The following is a 22,114-nucleotide window of genomic DNA, read 5'->3' as shown; positions in this document are numbered from 1 at the left end:
GCGTACCGCAATACGTTTAAGTTATTAACAATTTTTGTGAAAAACCCTATTTTAACACTACACTTTCTGCCCTACTTTAGACATATCTGCCTTGGCTATATGCGTTGTATTTGCTCTACCACTTGGGTCTAAATCTGCTTGCCATTTAGGAATCCATCTTTTAACAGATTTGGCTGCACAATCCTGAGGAAAATAGCCATGAAATATCTCTCTGTAAAAATATGCTTCTTTAGTAGATGGCGTATTTACAGGATATTTACTCTTGGCAGTTTCCATCTCTACATCACTCACTTTAGAAGATGCATATGTTATTAAACTATCTATCCAACTATATCCAACTCCATCGCTAAATTGCTCTTTTTGTCTCCACAATACTTCATCTGGTAAAAATGGTTGTTCTGGCGTATCAAATGCTTTTCTAAGAATAAATTTTTCTATGCCTCCATGGCTAGATGGCATCTTAAATTCTGGAGCAATTTCCATAGCGGTCTGTAAAAATGCTTTATCTAAGAAAGGTACTCTGGCTTCTAAGCCATGAGCCATTGTAGATTTATCTGCCCTTAAACAATCTGCTGTAGACAACCTTTTTACTCTTCTTACAGTTTCCTTTTGAAATTCTTCAGCAGAAGGGGCATTTTTAAAGTATAGATATCCGCCAAAAATCTCGTCTGCACCTTCACCAGATAGTACTACTTTAATTCCCTTTTCGGTGATTGCTTTAGAAAGGAAATACATAGGCGTACTTGCTCGAATTGAAGTTACATCATACGTTTCTAAATGCCATATTAATTTTTTAATGATCTCTATACCTTCTTCAACAGTAAAATGAATTTCGTGATGTTCTGTTTTTAAGAAATCCGCCACTTTTCGCGCAGCTATTAGGTCTGGTGCAGAACTATCTAAACCTATAGAAAATGAATGCAATTTTTTTCCGCTTTGCGCTAAAATTCTTGCCGCTATAGAAGAGGTTAGCGATGAATCTAGACCTCCGCTTAACAATACTCCCAAAGGTACATCTGCCATTAATCGTTTGCTGGTTGCAGTAATTAACGCTTCTCTGAGCTTTGTAAGATCTGCATCTTCCACACTTCTCTCTGGTCTGTACCATTTTGGCTTGTAATATTGCACAAAGCCCGTATCTGGAGTATAGTAATATCCCGGAGGAAAGGCTTCAAAAGTTTCGCATTGATCTGCAAGAACTTTCATTTCACTTGAGAACCACATAGCACCAAACTCATCTGTTCCATAATACAATGGTTTCACCCCTATTGGATCTCTCGCTGCAATAAAATCTTTTCCATCTACCACCACAAAAGCGAAGTCTCCATCTAACTTATCTACAAAGCTATAACCATACTTTTCGTATAGATGGACAATAACTTCAGAATCACTAGTAGTTCTAAAAGTGTGCCCTTTCAAATCATTCTCTTTAAGTGCCTTGTAATTATATATTTCACCATTATGAATCATCCAAGCTTTTGAAGTTCCTTGGATTGGTTGTATCCCGGTATTTATATCTATGATCGCTAGACGCTCATGACTTAAAATAGCGCCAGATTCTGTAATATGCATATCACTTTCATCCGGTCCACGGTGACTCATTCTCTTAGAAAGAGCTTGAATACTTTCTACTTTTTCTTCTTTTCTTCCAATAATGGCTAATATTCCACACATAACTTTGATTTTAATATGTAACAAATATGAATACTTTAGTTACACATTAAAACCTAATATCTTTAATTGATTATTTTTAAATACTTTTTTACGCTTATTAGATATAAAAAATAAGTCATTGCGTAAAATTTCTTATCAAAAACTTTCAATTGGTAAGTACGCTCTAATTTTAACAAAGTTTAAGTATGTCATTAACAATGGCTATCGCATCTAAATTGTAACTTTAAAACAAATTTGAAAATTGTATTATGAAAAAAATAATTCTTTTTACTGCGGTAGGATTTCTATCACTAACCAGTACACTTAGCTTTGCACAAGATTCTACTTCTGCGAGTGCTACACAAGGGCCTAATTTTGCAAAACTAGATGCCAGCCCAATGGATCTTATTGAGTATAAAACAAAAGATAAAGAAGTTGTTGCAAGAATAATTTATAGCAGACCACAAAAGAGAGACCGTCAGGTATTTGGAAACCTAGTTCCTTATGGAGAGGTTTGGAGAACGGGAGCTAATGAATCTACAGAACTAACATTGTACAAAGATGTAAAGATCGCCAACAACTTGGTTAAGGCAGGAACTTATACCATTTATACAATTCCGCAGGAAAATGAATGGACCATCATTTTAAATAATAGCGTTCACACATGGGGAGCTTATGAGTATACCGATAAAAAAGATATGGTAAGAATTACTGTACCTGTTAAGCAATCTCCTACCAGTATTGAATCCTTTTCTATGGCATTTGAGCCAACAGAAGATGGCGCTTCATTGTTAGCAGGTTGGGATAATAAATTCGTAGAGGTACCTTTTACTAAAGCGAAGTAATTACAACTTAACAAAACTAAAAAGAGCTTGATAATTTATCAAGCTCTTTTTTATTATGGGATATTAAGATATTTATGTGTTTGTAGAGAAACTTTCCATTTTGGATTATTCATAACATAATCTACTATTAACGGTATAACTTTATCTCTATTACTCCACTCTGGTTGAAGATATAATATACAATCTTCACTAACTTTAGCAGCTTGTTCTTCAGCGAAAATTAAATCGTGCTTATTAAAAATTATCACTTTTAATTCATTTGCTAGCGGATAGATCTCCTCTGTAGGTAATTTAATCTTTTTAGGAGAAAGACAAATCCAATCCCAGGTACCTGAAAGTTTATAGGCACCAGAAGTTTCAATATGTATCTGGCAATCGTTCGCCTTAAGGTTATTTGTAAGAGCAGTCATATCCCAAGTAAGCGGTTCACCTCCAGTTATAACAATGGTTTTACTTTGAGCAATTGCTTTTTCAACAATTTCGCCTACATGCGTTGGCGGATGCAATCCAGCATCCCAACTTTCTTTAACGTCACACCAGTGGCATCCCACATCACAACCACCAATTCGAATAAAATATGCAGCTGTTCCTTTATGAAATCCTTCTCCCTGAATAGTATAAAATTCTTCCATAAGCGGAAGCATTATACCTTTATCTACCAATGCTTTAGTTTCTTCTGTAATCATAGCCGGCAAAGATAAGGAAACTTTAAGACCTAATATATCAGATTTTAATTCACTTCAAAAGATCTAGAACTTAAACTTATATTTTGCTAATTATCCTAACTTACACACTCCTTTTAAAAAACAAATCGTGAACACCTTCATAGCTTACGTATTAAAATTAATCTCCATAGTTATATTTTTAAGTCTTCTTCAGTCTTGTTCTATACAAAAGCAATTAAATAGAGATCTAAAAGACTCTAAAGTATTACAATTGGGATTTACCGGTTTTGCTTTGTATGATGTTGATAGTCAAAAAATGATCTATACTTATAATGCAGATAAGTATTTTATTCCAGCATCTAACACTAAATTATTTACATTTTATACAGGATTAAAGATCTTGGGAGATTCTGTTCCTGCGCTTCAATACCGAATTTCAGGAGATTCTTTAATTTTTAGAGGAACAGGAGATCCTTCTCTGTTATACAAGAATTTACCAGAATCTAAAGTATTAAACTTCCTAGAAGAAAGTAAACAGAATTTATATTACCAGCCCCATAGCATAACTACTTCAGGTTTTGGTCCCGGCTGGGCTTGGGATGATTATAACGATTATTACTCGGCAGAGCGTTCAGAATTCCCAATATATGGTAATGTGGTTAGTATAAGTGAGTCTTATCTTGAAAACACCCCTAGAACATATCCCTCATATTTTCAGAAAATCTTGATAAAGTCTAATGAAGACCACTCGAGTTCAAAAGTAAAAAGAGTTCTTGAGAAGAATGAACTGGTTTATACAGACAATTGGAAACCTTCAAAAAATGAACAAATAATTCCTTTTAAAACTACACCTCAGCTTTTCGCTCAACTTCTAAGTGATACGCTACATAAAAAGGTTGAAGTGTTGAATATTACAAATAGCAATCAGAAGATAGATCGCATCTTGTACAGCCTCCCATCAGACAGTATTTACTATAAAATGCTCCAAGACAGCGATAACTTTATTGCAGAGCAAATCTTATTAATGGCATCGCTAAAGATATCTGATACACTTGCGCCAGAAAAAGCTATTGACTTTATGAAAAGAAATTACCTCAAAGATTTGCCGGAAACAAAATGGATAGACGGTTCTGGGTTATCAAGATACAATCTCTTCAGTCCAAGATCTATTGTCTTATTGCTTAAAAAAATAAGAAAAGAAGTACCTCAAGAAAGATTACTTAAAATGCTACCCGCCGGAGGAAAGTCTGGAACTCTTAAAGATTATTTCGTAAATGAGCCTGCTTATATATTCGCAAAAACAGGTACGTTAAGTAACAATCAGGCATTGAGTGGCTATATTAAAGCAAAATCTGGTAAAATATTAATCTTTAGTTTTATGGAAAATAATTATTTACGCCCCGCTTCAGAGATCAGAAAACAATTAGAACCAATCTTTAAAAATATCTACGAGAAATATTAAGTTTGAAAATATTAAGCTTTTAGAGATAGCTAAACATTCAATTAAATTCAGGAAAAACATATAAAAATGGAAAGAAGAAATTTTTTAAGAAATATTGGTATTGGCGGATTAGGAGTTTCATTAGCCTCTTTTACATCTCCCTTCTTAGCTGAAGATGATATCAATTCTAAAGATCCAAAATTTCTACTTCCAAAGCATTTATCTGAAGGTGACACTATAGGAATTGTGAGTCCATCTTCTGCAATTTTCGATTCTGAACCATACGAGATCGCTGTCGAAAATTTTGAGGCAATGGGTCTAAAAGTGAAGCTTGGAAAATATGTAAAAAGCAGGTATGGCCATCTTGCCGGAACCGATGAGGAGCGCGCTTCAGAATTAAACGACATGTTTGCCAATCCAGAAATAAAAGGAATTGTAGCTTTAAGAGGAGGCTCTGGAGCCGCGAGAATTCTAGACAAATTGAACTATGATGTTATTGCTAAGAACCCGAAAGTATTTATAGGCTATAGCGACATTACTGCATTGCATCTTGCGATATATACCAAAACCGGTCTTGTTACTTTCCACGGGCCGTTAGCAGTTTCTACGTGGAATAATTTTAGTTACTCGATATTTAAAAATATCATTTTTAAAGGGGAAGCAGTTACTTATGAAAACCCAAAAGATATTGGTGATAATCTTACTCAGGTAAAAAATAGAACACGTACAATCGCTCCTGGAACTGCAGAAGGAATACTAGTGGGCGGAAATCTTTCTGTTTTAACCGGCATTATGGGCTCTCCATACTTCCCTCAAGATTGGAATGGAAAAATAATATACTTGGAAGATGTAGGTGAAGAGATATATGCTGTAGATAGAATGATGTCTCAACTTCAGCTAGGTGGAGTACTAGACAAGATCTCCGGATTTGTTTTTGGTAAATGTACAGGCTGTGATGCTGGTGGCAGCGGATATGGCTCTTTAACTTTTGAAGAAGTGATAGATCATTATATAAAACCATTAAATATTCCAGCATATTCTGGCGCTATGTTTGGGCATATTGATGACAACTCTACGTTACCTAACGGACTGAAGGTTAGCATGAACGCAGATACAGGCACTTTACGAATGTTAAGTCCGGCTGTAAAATAGGAGGTCAATAAGTATAGAGATTTGAGATTGATATAAAGTCCTTTCCCTTTTTTATGATAACTTAGTATTATGGAAAGATCTGAAGAATTCATAAAAAGTATCCAAAACGGCTATAACACCAAAGGAGACTCAATAGTTATAGGCGCAGCAATGTTGGATGGAGAAACCTTTTCTGACGCTCAAGTAAAAATCCCCCTTAAAACACTAAACCGCCACGGACTCATAGCGGGAGCTACGGGAACAGGTAAAACAAAGACCTTGCAAATACTTGCCGAAAATCTATCTGAAAAAGGGATTCCGGTTTTAATGATGGACTTAAAGGGAGACCTTAGCGGCATTGCCAAACCATCTCCTGGTCATGAAAAAATTACAGCCAGACACAATCTTATTGGTATAAACTTTACACCTCAAGCCTCACCGGTAGAAATTCTTAGCCTTTCAGAACAAAAAGGTGTAAAATTAAAGGCTACGGTAAGCGAATTTGGACCTGTACTTCTATCAAGAATTTTAGATCTTACAGAAACACAAACAGGTATTTTATCTATAGTCTTTAAATATTGTGATGATAATATGCTTCCTCTTTTAGATCTTAAAGATCTAAAAAAGATCATTTTTTATGCTACGGAAGATGGGAAGGAAGAATTTCAAGAAAATTACGGAAGTATGTCTAAATCTTCCACTGGAGCTATTCTTCGTAAGATTGTAGCTTTAGAACAACAAGGGGGTGACAGATTTTTTGGAGAACCTTCTTTTGAAGTTAATGATCTAGTAAGAATAACTCCCGAAGGGAAAGGCTATGTTAATATTATAAGGCTGAATGACATTCAAGATAAGCCTAAGTTATTTTCCACATTCATGTTAAGCTTACTAGCAGAGATCTATTCTACCTTTCCAGAAAAGGGAGATAGTGAAGCGCCAGAACTCATATTATTTATTGATGAAGCTCATCTTATATTTAAAGAAGCTTCAGATGCACTACTAGATCAAATTGAAAGTATTATTAAGTTGATAAGATCTAAAGGAATTGGCATCTATTTTGTTACGCAGAATCCAACCGATGTTCCAAAAGAAATACTAAGTCAGTTAGGCCTTAAAATTCAGCATTCACTAAGAGCATTTACTGCAAATGATAGAAAAGCGATCAAATTAACTGCTGAGAATTATCCTATATCTGAATTTTATGATACCAAATCTGTACTTACATCGTTAGGAATTGGAGAGGCGCTTATCTCGGCATTAGATGAAAAAGGACGTCCAACGCCATTGGCTGCAACAATGCTTAGAGCACCAATGAGCAGAATGGACATATTATCTAATTCAGAGATTGATGAGCTTATAAAAAGATCTAGCTTAATTTCTAAGTACAATATAGATATAGACAGGGAAAGTGCTTATGAGATCCTGAACAAAAAAATAGAACAGGCACAAAAAGAAGAACTAAAAGATAAAGCCAAGAAAGAGCGACAAGTAGTAGAAAGAACTACCTCAAGATCTAGCAGAAGAAGGAGCGATCCTCAAAGTGCTATTATCAAGGTTCTCACCAGCGCTACCTTTATAAGAGGAGTAATGAGCATTTTAAATAAAGCATTTAAATAAATTGAAGAACTTAAATAACACCATGAAAAAAATATCAATTTTAATACTAATAGCCTTTACCATTATTTCTTGTAATAAAGATTCTGATCCCTACCTTATCGATGCCAGCAGAGTTGGCACTCTAACAAAAGAGATAAGAATTAACCAATTAGACTCTATCTTTAAGAATGATTCTATCGTAAGAAATAATGCAGATGACGGATATTCTAGCAATGCTAATGATATAGAGATTTACGATAAAGATGGCTCTCCAATTTTGATCTTAGAACCTGTGCAGCAATTTGATTCTACCAGTACTGTTGGATATATTCAGATCTTAGATGCGCGCTATGAAACTTCCAAAGGCCTAAATATTAATAGCACCTTTGGAGATGTTGTAAAGAACTACGGAATTTCCAGAATAGAAAATACACTAAACTCTGCAGTGGTCTTTATTGATGAACTTAATCTTTACCTCACCATAGATAAAAAAGAGCTTCCAACTAGCCTAAGATACGATACGGATACTAGAATCACAGCTTCGCAAATTCCTGATAATGCTAAGATCAAGTATTTTATGATAAGCTGGTAATCTATTAAAAACACTTTAAATGCTGAGATTATCATATAAGCTTTAATGATTGTAATGTTTATAAAATGTTAATTAGAAATTCTTATTAATTTCTTTATTTACCTTTATCCTCTAACCAATAATTTACATTATGATTAAGATTTTAGCAGTTATCATGTTAATAGGTGGAGCAATTGCACTTATCATGGGTGTTTTAGGTGTTTTTGGAAGTGTAGCTTTAATGATGAATCCTTGGGCCTTGGCCATTCTTGGATTTATCTTCTTTATTGCCGGTATTTCCATGCTTAAGTACAGAAAAGATACAGATGAAGTGGCTGTTGAGAATAGAAAAGCTCAATAATTACAATATTTTATCAGGGTAGCAATTATTAAAAAGTCATCTGCTTATTTACTAGCATTTGAATCTTTATCTTTGCTACCCTAATTTATTATATCCTATGCAACTCACCAGAATCAATAAATATTTAAGCGAAGCGGGTTACTGTTCCAGAAGAGAGGCAGATAAATTAATTGAGCAAGGAAGAGTAACATTGAATGGGGAAGTTCCAGAAATGGGTACGAAGATCGCTCAAGGGGATATTGTTAGAGTTGATGGGAAGACCATAGAGAACAAAAACGAAAAACCAGTTTATCTGGCTTTTAATAAACCAGTAGGTATTGTTTGCACTACAGATACTGGTGTTGAAAAGGATAATATTATAGAATACATAAATTATCCAAAACGCATTTTTCCAATAGGCAGATTGGATAAAGCGAGTGAAGGTTTAATCTTTCTAACCGATGATGGAGATATAGTAAACAAGATCCTCCGTGCTCGCAATAATCATGAGAAGGAATATATTGTTACCGTAGATCGTCCCGTTACCTCCAATTTTGTAGAAAGAATGGGAATGGGAATTCCAATATTAGACACCATGACCAAAAAATGTGAAGTGGAACGTCTTGGGAAATTTGATTTTAGAATAGTACTTACACAGGGTTTAAATCGGCAGATTCGAAGAATGTGCGAATATCTTGGATACGAGGTTGTCAACCTTAAGAGAGTGAGAATCATGAATGTTTCTTTAGACATTCCTACTGGAGAATGGAGAGATATAACGCCAGAAGAAATTGACACTATTAATAAGATGGTTTCTTCATCTGCAAAAACTCATGAAGCAGATACCAACAAAAAGTTAGATAAGAAGTCGCAAGAAACTAAAGAAAGAAAAGAGCGCACATCTTTTGACAAAAGAATTTCAAGAAGAAAATAACCCCTTTAATACTTTAATTCACCCTACAAATATTAACAGATTATTAGCTGTAGGGATAACTCCTCTTTAAAGATATCTTTATATTTTTAAAATAAAAATGGCATCTGGTGATAATAGCGTAAAAAATGAAGATCAATACGAAGCTTTAAGAGATAAAGGCTATAGTAAAGAGAAATCTGCCAGAATTGCAAATACTTCAAACGCCGGAGTTAAAGGTGGTAAATCTAAAAATTACGAAGATCGAACCAAAAAGGAGCTTTATAAAAAAGCTAAGGAAGTAGAGATAGCAGGTAGATCTAAAATGACCAAATCTGAACTTATATACGCATTAAGAAACAATTAAAATTATGAGCACTATTCAACCTTTCCATTTAGCAATCCCTGTACATAATCTTGAAGAAAACAGAGTTTTTTATAGAGATACTCTAGGCTGTGAAGAAGGAAGAAGTAGTGAGCATTGGGTAGATTTCGACTTTTTTGGACATCAATTAGTATTGCATGAGCAAGAAATTCAACCAAAACTAACTTCTAAGGGAAATCCTGTAGATGGAAAAGATGTACCTATTCCTCATTTTGGTGTTGTTTTGCAATGGAAAGATTTCGAAAGCTTTGCACAAAGGCTCAAGGAGAAAAATATAACTTTTATAATAGAACCATATGTAAGGTTTAAAGGTAAAACAGGAGAGCAATCTACCATGTTCTTTAAAGATCCATCTGGAAATGCATTAGAGTTCAAAGCATTTAAAGATATGAATCAACTTTTTGCCAAATAATACGTAAATGAATTTACTTAAACCCAATCTTGTACGACAGCTGTTTGTACTTCTACTCATTGTATTTTTGGGCGTTTTGATTTTTAAAGAAATAGCTCCTTACCTTTCCGGAGTTCTAGGTGCAATTACGCTATACGTGTTAATGCGCAAGTGGATGGAGAAGCTTGTGAATAGAGGCTGGAAGAAATCATTGGCGGCATCTGTTCTTATGTTAGGCTCCTTTGTTGGAATATTAATACCAATTGTTCTAATTGTGGTGATGCTCTCTTCTAAAATAGGGCAGGCAGTTTCTAATTCAGAAAAAGTTGTTGAGGCTGTAAAAGGACAAGCAGATAAATTAGAGCATTACTTAGGATATAGTTTTAGTGATAATATAGATAGCTCTTCCATTACATCCTGGATCTCTTCAAATTTACAAAGTTTGGCGGGAGGTACTTTTAATGCAACTATTGCTATAGGAATTATGTACTTTTTACTCTACTACATGCTTATCAATAGAAAAGAAATGCAGGCTCATGTAGAAGAGTATATCCCCTTAGATAAAGAAAATGTATTGCTAATTGGAGAAGAAAGCGATATTTCTGTAAGATCAAATGCTATTGGAATTCCTTTAGTTGCTATTATTCAAGGCTTTATAGCATTAATTGGATATTTAATATTTGGTGCTCCAGACCCATTATTTTGGTTTGTGATTACCATTATTGGATCTATGATCCCGTTTATAGGAACTGCTTTAGGAATTATACCCGTAACAGTTTTAATGTTTTCACAAGGGCAGGACTGGCAAGCAATTGCAATACTTATTTATGGATTTACCATAGTAGGTGCTACAGATAACCTTGTAAGACTTTATATTTTAGAGAAACTTTCTAGCGTACATCCATTAATAACGCTATTTGGAGTAGTTGTAGGAGTTCCTCTCTTTGGATTTATAGGATTGATATTTGGACCTTTGCTAATCTCTTTATTTTTACTTATACTGAAGATCTACAAGAAAGAATATGGAAATGAATATGATAATTTATAAAATAACAACTAAAAAAAACCAATATGTTTAACAGCAATAAAAAATTAATAAACGAAGATTACGTGAGTGGAGAGATCACCAAAATGAATGAAGGTGATGTAGATGTTGTAATGAACAATCAAAAAGAGATCTCAGAGAAATTATTGAATTCTAGCACTCTTAAAAAATATACTGAACTTGGAAAGATCATGATCGGGATGTTACAAGATTATAGAAAAGGGATTTACAGCAATGTACCATGGTTTACAATAGCCGCTATTGCTTTTTCACTTTTATATGTATTGAATCCTTTTGATATTATTCCAGATTTTATTCCAGGATTGGGATATATAGATGATCTAGCGGTACTTTCATTTGGATTACGATTTATAGAATCTGACCTTCACAACTACTTAGACTGGAAGTTGGAAGAAGGGGCTTCTGAAGTTGAAGCATAAGAAACTAGATATAAAAACAAAAGAGGGAATTAATTATTAATTCCCTCTTTTGTTTTATGATTTTTTAGCTTCTAGCGCTCTTACATTATGCCGTTCTCTGGCAAGTAACGTATTCTTTAATAACATAGAAACCGTCATTGGCCCCACTCCTCCGGGTACCGGAGTTATAAAAGAAGCTCTTTTACTTACATTCTCAAAATCTACGTCTCCCTTTATCACATAGCCTTTTTCAGAATCATCTGGCACACGAGTAATCCCCACATCTATAATTACCGCATCATCTTTAATCATTTCTGCCTTTAGAAAATCTGGTATTCCAACTGCTATGATTATGATATCTGCCTGTGAAGTTACCTGCGTAATATTTTTAGTGAATTCATGAGTTAATGTAACTGTAGAGTTGCCGGGAAACCCACTACGTCCCATAAGAATGCTCATAGGCCTTCCTACTATATAACTTCTTCCAATTACAACCGTGTGCTTTCCTTTTGTTGGAATATCATAACGCTCTAGTAATTCTAATATTCCAAATGGAGTAGCAGGTATAAAAGTAGTCATATCTAAAGCCATTTTTCCAAAATTTGTAGGATGAAAACCATCTACATCTTTATCTGGATCTACAGCGTTTAAAACTTTTTGGGTATTTATTTGTGAAGGCAAAGGCAACTGCACAATAAAGCCATCGATATCGTCATTTTGATTAAGCTCCTCAATTTTTGCAAGCAGCTCCAGTTCACTTACGGTATGTGGCAATCTGTAAAGAGAAGACTCAAATCCAACTCTTTCACATGCCTTAACTTTACTATTAACATACGTAAGACTAGCTCCATCTTTTCCTACTATTATAGCCGCTAGATGAGGAACCTTCTCACCACGATTTTTAAATTTAGTAACCTCAGCAGCAATTTCATTTTTAATATCATTGCTAACTTTCTTACCGTCGAGAATTGTCATTTGGTTGTTGAGTTGTTTGTGTTGTTGAAATTCTATCTAGCTATTCAGAAATGAAAAAAAGGATTATTTCATCCCTTTCATCATCTGCATCATTTTTTTACCGCCACCACCTTGCATCATCTTCATCATCTTCCCCATCTGGTTGAATTGCTTTAATAATTGATTTACCTGCTGAACTGAAGTTCCGGATCCTTTAGCAATTCTTCTTTTACGGTTGGCATTTATAACTGTTGGTGTAGTTCTTTCTTCTAAAGTCATAGAGTAGATAATAGCCTCTACATGTTTAAAGGCATCATCATCTATATCTACATCTTTAAGCATCTTTCCTGCACCTGGGATCATTCCCATAAGATCTTTCATAGATCCCATTTTCTTGATTTGCTGTAATTGGTTTAAGAAATCATCGAAACCAAATTGATTCTTAGCGATCTTCTTTTGAAGTTTTCTAGCCTCTTCTTCATCATACTGTTCTTGAGCACGCTCTACAAGAGATATAACATCTCCCATCCCAAGAATTCTCTCTGCCATACGAGAAGGATAGAATACATCTATTGCATCCATTTTCTCCCCTGTACCAATAAATTTAATTGGTTTATTTACTACAGATTTAATAGAGATAGCTGCACCACCTCTGGTATCACCATCTAATTTGGTAAGTATAACTCCGTCAAAATTTAATTTCTCATTAAAGGCTTTTGCAGTATTTACCGCATCCTGCCCTGTCATAGAATCTACCACAAAAAGTGTTTCTTGTGGCTGTATAGCTGCATGAATATTAGCTATCTCGGTCATCATAGCCTCATCTACCGCTAAACGACCTGCAGTATCTATAATTACAACATTATTTCCATTTTTCTTTGCATGTGCAATTGCATCTTGTGCAATCTTAACCGGATCTTGATTTCCTTCATCACTATATACCTCAACCCCAATCTGGTCTCCAACTACATGTAATTGATTTACCGCTGCAGGTCTATAGACATCACAGGCAACCAATAATGGATTCTTTGTCTTTTTTGTTTTAAGATAATTTGCAAGCTTCCCGGAAAAGGTAGTTTTACCACTACCCTGCAATCCAGACATTAAGATAATAGATGGATTCCCTGATAAATTAATACCTTCAGCCTCGCCACCCATTAATTCAGTAAGCTCGTCTTTAACCAACTTCACCATTAACTGGCCCGGCTTTAAAGCTGTAAGCACGTCCTGTCCTAAAGCTTTTTCCTTTACAACACTGGTAAAGTCTTTGGCTATTTTATAATTAACATCGGCATCTACCAACGCTCTTCTTACCTCTTTCAAAGTTTCTGCAACGTTTACCTCCGTAATTTGCCCGTGCCCCTTTAATATGTGTAAGGCATTATCTAACTTATCGCTTAAATTATCAAACATAATTCTTTCTTCTGATTTAAGTTTTCCGCCTTTTACCGCGAATCGCAAATTTAATGATTTGAGACTGAAGTGAAAACATTTATTTAGAAACAATGTTCTAACAAACTAACCTCAGCCTAAACTTGCTAATTATTTATTGTATTTTATACTATTAAAAATCTACATTCTCTCTGGAACCTGTATTCCTAATAATTGGAATGCAGATTTTATTACATCTCCAACCACCTTAGAAAGCTGTACTCTAAACATTTTTTCTGAAATATCTTCTGTTCCTAGAATGGTTACATTCTGGTAGAAAGAATTGAATTCTTTTACAAGATCGTACGTATAGTTTGCAATTAATGCCGGACTATGATTCTCTGCAGCAAGTTGAATTGTTTCAGGATAAGATTGCAATTGTTTTATTAGAGCACGCTCTTTATCATGCAACTCATAATCTGAAGCAATTTCTATCTTCTTGTTAAGATCAAATTCTGCCTTTCTAAGGATAGATTGTATTCTTGCATAGGTATATTGAATAAATGGACCTGTATTTCCTTGAAAATCTACAGACTCTTCCGGATTAAATAATATTCGCTTCTTAGGATCTACTTTCAGAATATAATATTTAAGTGCACCAAGGCCTATCATTTTATATAGATCTGCTTTCTCCTCTGGTGAGTAATCATCTAGCTTGCCTAATTCTTCTGAAATTTCTCTGGCTGTAGTAGTCATTTGTTCCATCAACTCATCTGCATCTACCACAGTACCTTCCCTACTCTTCATTTTACCTGAAGGAAGATCTACCATTCCATAACTTAAATGGTATAAGTAGTTCGCCCATTCAAAACCAAGTTTTTTCAAGATCAAGAACAACACTTTAAAATGATAATCCTGTTCATTACCCACGGTATAAACCATTCCATCGATATCAAAATCTTTAACTCGCTGTATAGCGGTACCAATATCTTGGGTCATATACACCGCAGTTCCATCACTTCTCAGAACTATTTTTTCATCCAAACCATCTTCTGTAAGATCTATCCAAACACTGCCATCTTCTTTCTTATAGAAAACACCTTTTTCAAGACCTTGAGCTACTACATCTTTTCCTAATAAATAGGTTTCACTTTCGTAGTAATTCTTATCAAAATCTACACCCATGGCATCATAGGTCTTTTCAAAACCATTATAAACCCATGTATTCATTTTTTCCCATAGTGCTACGGTCTCTGTATCACCATCTTCCCACTTCAGCAACATATTTTTAGCTTCCACAAAGATTGGTGCTTCAGCTTTTGCTTCCTCCTCCGTTTTGCCTTGAGCAACTAGTTCTGAAATTTCCTTTTTATACTCTTGGTCGAACTTTACATAGTAGTTCCCTACCAATTTATCGCCTTTTAATCCTGTAGACTCCGGAGTTTCTTCATTTCCGAATTTTTTCCAAGCCAACATAGATTTACAAATATGTATACCACGATCGTTGATGATCTGAGTCTTATATACATTATTACCGCTAGCCTTTAAGATCTCTGCAACAGAGTATCCTAGCAAATTATTTCTAACGTGGCCTAAGTGCAATGGCTTATTTGTATTAGGAGAAGAATATTCAACCATTATGGTTTTAGAACTATCGGTTATTTTCACTTTACCAAAATCTTCTTCAGAAGAAACTTTTTCAAAGAAATCTAGATAAAATGAATCACTTAAAACAAGATTCAAGAATCCTTTCACCACATTAAAACCTGAAATTACAGCTACAGATTTTACTAAACTTTCACCTATAAACTGCCCTAGTTGAACTGGGTTCGTTTTAATCTGCCTAAGCATAGGAAAAGTTACAATGGTTATATCTCCTTCAAAATCTTTACGGGTAGGCTGAAACTCAATATTTTCAAGGCTTACCCCATATTTTTGCAATAATGCACTTTTTACCTCTTGTTCTATGCTTTCCTGAATACTCATTCTTTAGATCTTTTCTCTTTTAATGCGTGATAAGCCGCAAAGATAATAGATTTTAATGGCACGCTATAACGCTTTAAGCTCAATTTCATATCTTTATAAAAAAGCGATTATGTTATTGAATATAAGCTATAACAGACCAGAAATTAAGGAAAAGATTAATGCGGAAGTTGGACCACCATTTACGTTGGTAGAGCGTTTTAAACTTAACGGAACCGGATCTCCCAAATTAAACATTACAAGCACCAGTATAGATATCCATAACCTATTAATCTTAGATAATAATACCAACATCTGCAATGTAGAAATGAGACCAAAGGGAATTATTGTAATGTTTAGAGCGCTGCTAGATACTTATGCGCTTATTATACCATATTATAAACTAAATCTTTATAAAGGTAAAGCAGAGGAATATTCCATTTATAAAGACCAATATTTTATAAAGGTGAAAGCAAACACCCCACAGATTCATAAATATATGATGAAGATCTTAAATTATCGAAATGATAATTCTCCTACCCATTTAGAAGATCTAAGATAACTTTTACTTTACAAAGCTCCACTTTAAAAGCTTTTAGATAATACAAGCTTAAATTTCTAGTGATTTTGAATTGAGATTAACTACGCAACTTTGCCTCAAAAACATATGGAATTATTTATATATGTATTTGCAGCATTATTCTCTGTTATTAACCCTTTAGGAACAGTACCTATTTTTGTTGGATTAACTCAAGACGATTCTTCTAAGGAACGATCTAAAACTTCATTTCTTACCGCGATAAATATTTTTGTGATCTTAGTGATTTCATTTTTCACTGGAAGATATTTACTTCAATTTTTTGGAATTAGCATAGAATCTTTAAGAATTGCCGGCGGACTTATTATTGTAACCTCAGGATTTGCCTTATTAACGGGATCTTTTTCCAAACATAAAGGTATGGACAAGCGTGTAAAAGATGACGCCTACCAGCGGGAAGGTGTTTCCTTAACTCCCTTGGCAATTCCCATGTTAGCAGGGCCAGGCTCTATTTCTATGCTTATTGGAATGTATGAGGAATATCAGGTTTTTTCGGAACGGATAATTACCGTGTTAGCCATACTTGCAGTTTGCCTCGCAACTTTTCTTGTTCTAAAAAGCTCGCATTACATCGTAAAAATGCTTGGTGCCTCCGGAATTAATGCTATCTCCAGGATTATAGGATTTATTGTAATTGCAATTGGGGTGGAATATATTAGTTCTTCTGTGATAACTGTTATCAATAAAGTGTTTTAGTTAAGAAGTGTTTACCGTTTTCTAAAAGCCAATCCACCAATTAAGGATAGAATTCCTAAACCAATCATTGCATAAGATTGCGTATTATCTCCCTGAGCCTCTACTTTTAGAGGTCCTGCCTGCAGAGAAACTTCAGGAGTAATTAATGTGTAGAGTCCATATCCTACCAAGCCAAAACCTAAAATAAGTAAAACGATTTTTAGGGTGTTATTCATTTTATAAATATTTATTAATAGGAGTGAAAGTAATCATTTAATTCCTAAATTATAAAATATAAAACATACAAATGAGGATATTACTTACGGGTGCCAATGGATACATAGGACTCAGACTTTTACCGCAATTACTAGAGCTGGGTCATGAAGTTATCTGCGCCGTAAGAGACAAGAATCGTCTCGCCGTAAACAAAGAATTAAGAAAGAAGATCGAGGTTGTGGAGATCGATTTTCTGGAAAAACCAGTAATTCCAGAATCTATAAAAAATATAGATATTGCTTATTATCTCATCCACTCCATGACAGGATCTACAAAAGATTTTGATAGTCAGGAATCTCAGGCAGCAAAGAATTTCAATACTATAATGGAAGGCACTAGTGTAAAACAGGTGATCTACCTCAGCGGTATTGTAAATGAAGAAAAGCTTTCCAAACATTTAAAATCAAGAAAACAGGTAGAAGACATTCTTTATAAAGGCAATTATAACACTACCGTTCTTAGGGCTGCAATAATTGTAGGATCTGGAAGCTCTTCCTTTGAGATCATTAGAGATCTTTGCGAAAAATTACCGGTTATGGTTACTCCTACTTGGGTAAAGACCAAATGCCAACCTATAGCAATTAGAGATGTTCTTCAGTTTTTAACAGGAGTTATAGGCAATGATCAATGCTATAATAAATCTTTTGATATTGGAGGCCCAGACATTCTATCTTATAAAAAGATGATGCAACAATATGCTGAAGTAAGAGAGCTTAATTTATGGATTATAGATGTTCCTTTTCTATCGCCAAAGATCTCATCGTATTGGTTATATTTTGTTACCTCTACCTCATACAAACTTGCACTTAATTTAGTAGACAGCATGAGAATAGAAGTGATCTCTAATGACAAGAGATTACAGGAGATCTTAGATCTGCATCCTATTTCATATAAAGAAGCTATAAAACTTGCCTTCTTCAAAATTGAACAGAATCAAGTTGTATCTAGCTGGAAAGATTCTATGAGCAGTGGGAGATTTAGAAAAGATCTCAATCAATATATTCAGGTACCAACTTTTGGTTGTGTAAAAGATGAACAATCTATAAAAGTGGAAAATCCAGAAGAAGTTCTAGAAAGAATTTGGGCAATTGGTGGTCAGCGAGGGTGGTATTATGGAAATTGGCTATGGAAAATTAGAGGCTATATGGATAAACTTTTTGGCGGAGTTGGACTTAGAAGAGGAAGAACGCATCCCACCCAAATAGCTGCTGGAGATTCCTTAGATTTCTGGCGAGTGCTCCTTGCAGATAAAGAGGAAAAGAGATTGCTTCTATTCGCAGAAATGAAAGTTCCCGGAGAAGCCTGGTTAGAATTTGAAATAGATGAAAACAACATTCTTCATCAAACTGCTACTTTCAGACCAAAAGGAATTTGGGGTAGATTGTATTGGTACACTATGCTTCCTTTTCATTATTTTATCTTTGATGGTATGATCAATAGAATTGCTAAAGGCGATAATTAATTAAGATTTTTTGATGAACGATTCATTTATAAGCAAAAATTCAATACTCCTTTTTTCTACAGGAATATTACTGTTCACAGCACTTTTTATTTTCTTCGCTACTAACACATTTTACAACCTTATTGAGGTGGGCTCTATTTGGGTAAGAGAATGGTTTGGAGGATTTTATTTATGGCTAGGATTAATTTGTGTATTATTTCTGTTAGCAATTGCAATCTCTAAAATTGGAGCCCTAAGATTAGGGAATTCTCCTCCAGAATTTAATAGATGGTCTTGGATAGCAATGCTATATAGCGCAGGAATGGGAGCAGGTATTCTTTTACGAAGTGTGCAGGAACCTGTTTATATGTTACAGAATAACCCTATACAAAATGGAAGTTCTCCCCAAGTAATTGCTTTGGAATATACCTTTTACCAATGGGGATTTACTGCATGGGCATTCTATGCAATTTTCGCTCTGTTGGTTGGCTATGCTATTTTCATCAAAAAAGATAACATAAGACTTGGCACTAGTTTGCCATATTTTAATCGAATTAAATATCTACCAAATAGTATAGACATTCTTACAATACTTACTACCGTAATAGGACTGGTAGCTGCTATTGGCCTGGGGACTACTCAAATAGAAGGAGGCATAAGTCATTTACTTTCTAAACCATCAGGAGATCTAATAACTACTCTGGTATTAGTGTTCGCAATTTGCGCAGTCGCATTCTTATCTGCTTGGCAAGGAATGCAAAAAGGAATTAAGAGAATATCCAATTGGAATATTTATCTCACCTTGATTTTACTATTCTTTGTATTTGTACAAAGCGATATGTTGTTGATCTTCTCCAATTTCCTCTCCGCTACCTATCACTATATTATAGATTTTATTCCGCTGAGTATTGCTTATGGAAGTTACGATCCCGGGAAAGAGTTTCTAACCAATTGGACCTATTATTATTGGGCGTTTTGGTTGGCTTGGGCTCCTTTTACTGGAATCTTTATTGCTCGAATTTCAAAGGGAAGAACCATAAGAGAAATGATATTAGGCGTATTGATTATTCCATCTTTAGGAACTTTCTTTTGGTTCAGTGTTTTTGGATCTTCAGCATTTAATTTGATAGAACAATGGGGCACGTATAACAATGAATTTGGAAATGTATTTACCTCCCTATTCATATTCTTACAGAATTATCCTTTATCTGTAATAGTGAATTTGCTGGTGGTATTGTTGCTGATTAGCTTTTTGGTTACATCGGTAGATTCTGCCATCTATGTATTAAGCATGTTTTCTTCCAAAAAAGACAAAGAGCCGAAAAAGAAATTCCGACTCATTTGGGCTTTAATTATTTTTATATTTTCTGAAGCTATTGTAGTTCTTGGCTCTATAAAACCAGACAGCGACGTACTTACAGCAATGCAAAAATTTCTAATAATAGGATCACTCCCTTTTGCATTCTTTACCGCAGTAGTAATTATACTACTTACCAGAACTCTTTTTAAGAAAGCGGAAGTAGTAAAAAAAACTTCCTCTTAATTTATTTTTTAGGTAAGAAAACTTCAGCTAACATGCAACGTGCACTACCACCACCACAAGTTTCTATGGTATTAAGATCTGCACTCAAAATTTCGCAATGTTTCTCTATAGCATTAACTTGACCTTTATTTAAAGCTTTATGAGCGGTAGCGCTCATTACTAAATACTTTTTATCATTTGCGCCTTTAACTTGTAACATATTACCCGCAAATTCATGAATTTGTGCTTCTGAAATTCTAATGATCTCTTTCCCATCTTCTTTAAGATGTTTCAGAACATTCTTTTTTTCTTTAGCATCATCAATACTATCTGCACATATCACTGCAAAATCTTCAGCAATACACATCATCACATTGGTATGATAGATAGCCATTCTCTTTCCATCTACATCTTGATTTGCCGTAAAAATAACAGGAGTAAACTCAAAATCTTCACAAAATTCTATGAATAATTCTTCATCTGCTCTTGGAGAAAGTGCGCAATATGCTTTTCTATTTACACGGTCTAAGATCAAACTTCCTGTACCTTCTAAAAAGATGCCTTCATCTTCAGCCTCAGTATAGTCTATAACATCTTCAATTTTAAAACCACGAGATTCTAATTGCTCAAAGAATTCCATTCGGCGTTCTCTTCTTCTATTCTCTGCAAACATAGGATAGATTCCAACTCTTCCGCTTTGATGAAAAGAAACCCAGTTATTTGGAAATATAGAGTCCGGAGTATCTTGTTCTTTAACATCGTCTACCACAACAACATTCACCCCAACCTTCATTAATTTTTCTACAAAGGCATCAAATTCAGATTGTGCCTGTTTGTTTATCTCTTCATTTTTTAACTTAAGATCTTCCTGAAAATAATTATTTACTGCAGTTTCTTCATTCATCCTGAAATTAACAGGACGTACCATTAAAACGGTATTTGTTATTTGTTCCATCTTCATTTACTTTCTATTCTCTAATTAATGGTAATGTTGAACATCTTAGCAAACCTTCCTGTTTAGAAATTTCTGCATAAGGAACCTCCTCTACCGTAATATTCTGTTCTCTTAACCATGTATTTAGTCTGGTGAAATTCTTTTCTGAGATAACTACCTCTTCAGAAATTGAAAACACATTAGAATTCATATAGTACATTTCATCTCTAGTGATCTCAAATACGTTTTCCTTTCCGAATAATCGAACCAACCATTCATATTCTTCTTCAATTAAGAATCCTCCTTTGTAAATGATCGCTTTATCTTTTCCTACCGGTTGAAAACAGCAATCTAAATGCAAGGCATTATCTTTTGCTATCGTATTCGATTTTTTAAGGCTGAAGGATTTCACTTTTCTATTAGGGAAAACTTCCTGAAGCCACTGCACACCTTTCATATTTGTTCTGGCAGTTATAAAATCTTTATAATCTTCTCCTTTATAAGTTCCTACCAAAATATAGTTCTTAAAAGGCATTACATCTCCACCTTCCATATGAGCATCTTCTGGCATGGTAAGAACCTTAGAAGGATCTATTTGAGAGATAACATGATTTATAGCCTCTATCTCCTCATCTCTATCTGGTAAGATGTTGGCCTTAATAAATTTATCATCTATAACAAATGCAATATCTCTGGTAAATATCTGATTGTAATCTTCTATGATCTTAGGTCTGAATACCTGAATCTTGTATTTTTCAAAAACTGCAGCTACAGCCTCCATCTCTGCAACCATATCTTTTTCTAATGGATAGGTGCCGGCAGCAATAAATTCAGCCGATTTGGGATCATAAGCATCTATAAGCTCTGGAGTTGGTCCATTACTTACAGCAGTTCCTAAAACTACGGCCTTTAAAGGAGCAGTTTCACTGGTGATGTTCAATTTCAACATTTTAGTGGGTTTTTAGCAAATATAAAAAAAGCTTCATTGT

At 34.5% G+C, this 22,114-nt stretch carries 23 protein-coding genes; 15 read left to right on the top strand and 8 right to left on the bottom strand.

What is annotated here, in order from left to right; all coding sequences use genetic code 11:
- Positions 1-57: 57 nt before the first annotated feature.
- On the bottom strand, positions 58-1,674 hold the full coding sequence (gene asnB, locus BLT84_RS06955) for an asparagine synthase B (protein ID WP_091263773.1): 1,617 nt from the start codon (positions 1,672-1,674) through the stop codon (positions 58-60).
- A 248-nt stretch (positions 1,675-1,922) separates the two neighbouring features.
- Between asnB and BLT84_RS06950 the strand changes: the two genes are divergently transcribed.
- Positions 1,923-2,498: a DUF2911 domain-containing protein gene (locus BLT84_RS06950; protein ID WP_034889390.1), complete on the top strand. Its 576-nt coding sequence runs from the start codon at positions 1,923-1,925 to the stop codon at positions 2,496-2,498.
- A gap of 53 nt (positions 2,499-2,551) precedes the next feature.
- On the opposite strand, the gene BLT84_RS06945 is transcribed toward BLT84_RS06950, so the two are convergent.
- Entirely contained in the window at positions 2,552-3,184 is a 633-nt protein-coding gene (locus tag BLT84_RS06945; RefSeq protein ID WP_091263771.1) for a 7-carboxy-7-deazaguanine synthase QueE, read from the bottom strand.
- 127 nt (positions 3,185-3,311) lie between these two features.
- Between BLT84_RS06945 and dacB the strand changes: the two genes are divergently transcribed.
- The 10 genes from dacB (at position 3,312) to BLT84_RS06895 (ending at position 11,413) form a co-directional block, all read left to right on the top strand.
- Positions 3,312-4,625, top strand: a complete 1,314-nt coding sequence (gene dacB / locus BLT84_RS06940) for a D-alanyl-D-alanine carboxypeptidase/D-alanyl-D-alanine-endopeptidase (RefSeq protein WP_231929514.1) — start codon at positions 3,312-3,314, stop codon at positions 4,623-4,625.
- Positions 4,626-4,691: 66 nt separating this feature from the next.
- The gene (locus tag BLT84_RS06935) at positions 4,692-5,756 is read left to right on the top strand and encodes an LD-carboxypeptidase (protein ID WP_091263769.1); all 1,065 of its coding nucleotides are present in this window, start codon (positions 4,692-4,694) and stop codon (positions 5,754-5,756) included.
- 69 nt (positions 5,757-5,825) lie between these two features.
- Positions 5,826-7,352, top strand: a complete 1,527-nt coding sequence (locus BLT84_RS06930) for a helicase HerA-like domain-containing protein (RefSeq protein ID WP_091263767.1) — start codon at positions 5,826-5,828, stop codon at positions 7,350-7,352.
- 22 nt (positions 7,353-7,374) lie between these two features.
- Positions 7,375-7,923: a hypothetical protein gene (locus BLT84_RS06925; protein WP_034889375.1), complete on the top strand. Its 549-nt coding sequence runs from the start codon at positions 7,375-7,377 to the stop codon at positions 7,921-7,923.
- A gap of 130 nt (positions 7,924-8,053) precedes the next feature.
- Positions 8,054-8,263: a hypothetical protein gene (locus BLT84_RS06920; RefSeq protein WP_034889372.1), complete on the top strand. Its 210-nt coding sequence runs from the start codon at positions 8,054-8,056 to the stop codon at positions 8,261-8,263.
- A 97-nt stretch (positions 8,264-8,360) separates the two neighbouring features.
- Positions 8,361-9,176, top strand: a complete 816-nt coding sequence (rluF, locus tag BLT84_RS06915) for a 23S rRNA pseudouridine(2604) synthase RluF (RefSeq protein WP_091263765.1) — start codon at positions 8,361-8,363, stop codon at positions 9,174-9,176.
- A gap of 97 nt (positions 9,177-9,273) precedes the next feature.
- Positions 9,274-9,519 (top strand): Rho termination factor N-terminal domain-containing protein, encoded by a 246-nt coding sequence (locus BLT84_RS06910; RefSeq protein WP_091263763.1) that lies wholly within the window; start codon positions 9,274-9,276, stop codon positions 9,517-9,519.
- A 4-nt stretch (positions 9,520-9,523) separates the two neighbouring features.
- Positions 9,524-9,949: a VOC family protein gene (locus BLT84_RS06905; RefSeq protein ID WP_091263762.1), complete on the top strand. Its 426-nt coding sequence runs from the start codon at positions 9,524-9,526 to the stop codon at positions 9,947-9,949.
- A gap of 7 nt (positions 9,950-9,956) precedes the next feature.
- The gene (locus tag BLT84_RS06900) at positions 9,957-10,976 is read left to right on the top strand and encodes an AI-2E family transporter (protein WP_034889360.1); all 1,020 of its coding nucleotides are present in this window, start codon (positions 9,957-9,959) and stop codon (positions 10,974-10,976) included.
- A gap of 23 nt (positions 10,977-10,999) precedes the next feature.
- Entirely contained in the window at positions 11,000-11,413 is a 414-nt protein-coding gene (locus BLT84_RS06895) for a YkvA family protein (protein ID WP_091263761.1), read from the top strand.
- A gap of 54 nt (positions 11,414-11,467) precedes the next feature.
- Here the strand turns inward: BLT84_RS06895 and BLT84_RS06890 are convergent, their stop codons facing one another.
- The 3 genes from BLT84_RS06890 to argS all read right to left on the bottom strand — a co-directional run bounded on the left by BLT84_RS06890 (position 11,468) and on the right by argS (position 15,703).
- Positions 11,468-12,367, bottom strand: a complete 900-nt coding sequence (locus BLT84_RS06890; protein ID WP_091263760.1) for a bifunctional 5,10-methylenetetrahydrofolate dehydrogenase/5,10-methenyltetrahydrofolate cyclohydrolase — start codon at positions 12,365-12,367, stop codon at positions 11,468-11,470.
- Positions 12,368-12,430: 63 nt separating this feature from the next.
- Positions 12,431-13,759, bottom strand: a complete 1,329-nt coding sequence (gene ffh, locus BLT84_RS06885) for a signal recognition particle protein (protein WP_091268109.1) — start codon at positions 13,757-13,759, stop codon at positions 12,431-12,433.
- 159 nt (positions 13,760-13,918) lie between these two features.
- Complete coding sequence (gene argS, locus BLT84_RS06880) at positions 13,919-15,703, bottom strand: arginine--tRNA ligase (protein WP_091263758.1); 1,785 nt, start codon at positions 15,701-15,703, stop codon at positions 13,919-13,921.
- A 109-nt stretch (positions 15,704-15,812) separates the two neighbouring features.
- On the opposite strand from argS, the gene BLT84_RS06875 reads away from it, so the two are divergent.
- Positions 15,813-16,241, top strand: a complete 429-nt coding sequence (locus BLT84_RS06875; protein WP_034894103.1) for a hypothetical protein — start codon at positions 15,813-15,815, stop codon at positions 16,239-16,241.
- Positions 16,242-16,346: 105 nt separating this feature from the next.
- Positions 16,347-16,973, top strand: coding sequence for a MarC family NAAT transporter (locus tag BLT84_RS06870; protein WP_034889350.1), 627 nt, complete (start codon positions 16,347-16,349; stop codon positions 16,971-16,973).
- Positions 16,974-16,984: 11 nt separating this feature from the next.
- Here BLT84_RS06870 and BLT84_RS06865 read toward each other — a convergent pair whose 3' ends face one another.
- Complete coding sequence (locus tag BLT84_RS06865; protein ID WP_091263756.1) at positions 16,985-17,188, bottom strand: LPXTG cell wall anchor domain-containing protein; 204 nt, start codon at positions 17,186-17,188, stop codon at positions 16,985-16,987.
- A 71-nt stretch (positions 17,189-17,259) separates the two neighbouring features.
- Here BLT84_RS06865 and BLT84_RS06860 point away from each other — a divergent pair, with 71 nt between their 5' ends.
- Positions 17,260-18,690: an SDR family oxidoreductase gene (locus BLT84_RS06860; protein WP_091263753.1), complete on the top strand. Its 1,431-nt coding sequence runs from the start codon at positions 17,260-17,262 to the stop codon at positions 18,688-18,690.
- Between the two features lie 13 nt (positions 18,691-18,703).
- Positions 18,704-20,212 (top strand): BCCT family transporter, encoded by a 1,509-nt coding sequence (locus BLT84_RS06855; protein ID WP_091263751.1) that lies wholly within the window; start codon positions 18,704-18,706, stop codon positions 20,210-20,212.
- Position 20,213: 1 nt separating this feature from the next.
- On the opposite strand, the gene ctlX is transcribed toward BLT84_RS06855, so the two are convergent.
- The gene (gene ctlX, locus BLT84_RS06850) at positions 20,214-21,146 is read right to left on the bottom strand and encodes a citrulline utilization hydrolase CtlX (protein WP_091268106.1); all 933 of its coding nucleotides are present in this window, start codon (positions 21,144-21,146) and stop codon (positions 20,214-20,216) included.
- A 13-nt stretch (positions 21,147-21,159) separates the two neighbouring features.
- Entirely contained in the window at positions 21,160-22,074 is a 915-nt protein-coding gene (locus BLT84_RS06845) for a dimethylarginine dimethylaminohydrolase family protein (RefSeq protein WP_034889341.1), read from the bottom strand.
- Positions 22,075-22,114 lie beyond the last annotated feature (40 nt).

This window comes from Gillisia sp. Hel1_33_143, from assembly GCF_900104765.1.
Classification (GTDB): domain Bacteria; phylum Bacteroidota; class Bacteroidia; order Flavobacteriales; family Flavobacteriaceae; genus Gillisia.
This window is presented reverse-complemented; position numbering and strand designations above follow the sequence as displayed.